General features: G+C 64.4%; 1 protein-coding gene. It reads left to right on the top strand.

Annotation, left to right across the window (positions count from 1 at the left end; translation table 11 throughout):
* Positions 1 to 161: 161 nt before the first annotated feature.
* On the top strand, positions 162 to 1,064 hold the full coding sequence (locus tag ACFXBC_RS35110; RefSeq protein ID WP_385034210.1) for a DUF5707 domain-containing protein: 903 nt from the start codon (positions 162 to 164) through the stop codon (positions 1,062 to 1,064).
* Positions 1,065 to 1,097: the final 33 nt, after the last annotated feature.

The following is a 1,097-nucleotide window of genomic DNA, read 5'->3' as shown; positions in this document are numbered from 1 at the left end:
CACCCTTGTGTTACCGCAGTTTTTACAAATATTCACATGGGGAAAAACCTTACCCCCACGTGGCTTGTTTGTTCTTTCAAGAAACCAGACTTCACAGACCACATGGGCCACGCGGATGGACGAAACCTCCGCCGGTCCCCTTCTCCACATGGGGAACAAACATGCGTATACGTGCCACTGTGGCCGCCGTCACCGGCGCCCTGGCTCTCTCCGCTCTCGTCGTTCCGGCCGCCGCCCAGGCGGACGGGGCCCACGGCGTGGGTACCGTGGAGGCTGCCCGCTCCGTGTTCAAAAACGCGCCGGTCAAGACCGCGCCGCTCGGCGCGAAGGCCCGCGTCGTCACCCGTGCCGCCGTCGACACCAGGATCAGCAGCGTGACCGTGAACGGTGGCAAGGACATCGTCCTCGGCACCACGGTCGCCAAGACCATCACGGCGAGCGTCACCGCCACCGACAACTCCGGTATCCAGGACGCCGTCGTCTTCCTCTGGCACGGCACCGACATCGACTCCGCGGTCGACGGCTACCTGGGTCCGAAGGTGGACGACAACACCACGCAGGTCTCCAAGTGCACCAAGGTGAACGCCACCACGTCCACCTGCAAGGTCTCCTTCAAGGTGGACCCGCGCTCGCAGAACGACCTGTACAAGAACAGCCTCGCCGGCACCTGGAAGGTCTACGTCTCCGCACTGGCCAAGGACGGCCAGTGGGTCGAGAGCAACGCGTACAAGTCGCAGCACGTCCAGCGCGCCTCGACGCAGACGGTCAACGCCGCCCCCGAGCCGGTGAAGAAGGGCAAGACCATCACGGTCACCGGCAAGCTGGCCCGCGCCAACTGGGAGAACTACAAGTACCAGGGCTACACCGGCCAGCCGGTCAAGCTGCAGTTCCGCAAGAAGAACAGCAACACCTACACCACCGTCAAGACGCTGAAGACGAACGGCACCGGTGAGCTGAAGACGACCGTCAAGGCGGTCGAGGACGGCTACTGGCGCTACAACTTCGCGGGCACGACCACGACTCCGGCGGCCATCGCCGCCGGTGACTTCGTCGACGTGAAGTAACCAGGCCGCACTCCGGTGAACCCCGGCCGCCCG

Origin of the sequence: Streptomyces sp. NPDC059398 (genome assembly GCF_042751845.1) — a bacterium.
In the GTDB taxonomy this organism is placed as follows: domain Bacteria; phylum Actinomycetota; class Actinomycetes; order Streptomycetales; family Streptomycetaceae; genus Streptomyces.
This window is presented reverse-complemented; position numbering and strand designations above follow the sequence as displayed.

Excerpts from the sequence above, each read along its gene's own strand:
- ACFXBC_RS35110 (WP_385034210.1), top strand. The coding sequence starts at position 162 with ATGCGTATACGTGCCACTGTGGCCGCCGTCACCGGCGCCCTGGCTCTC.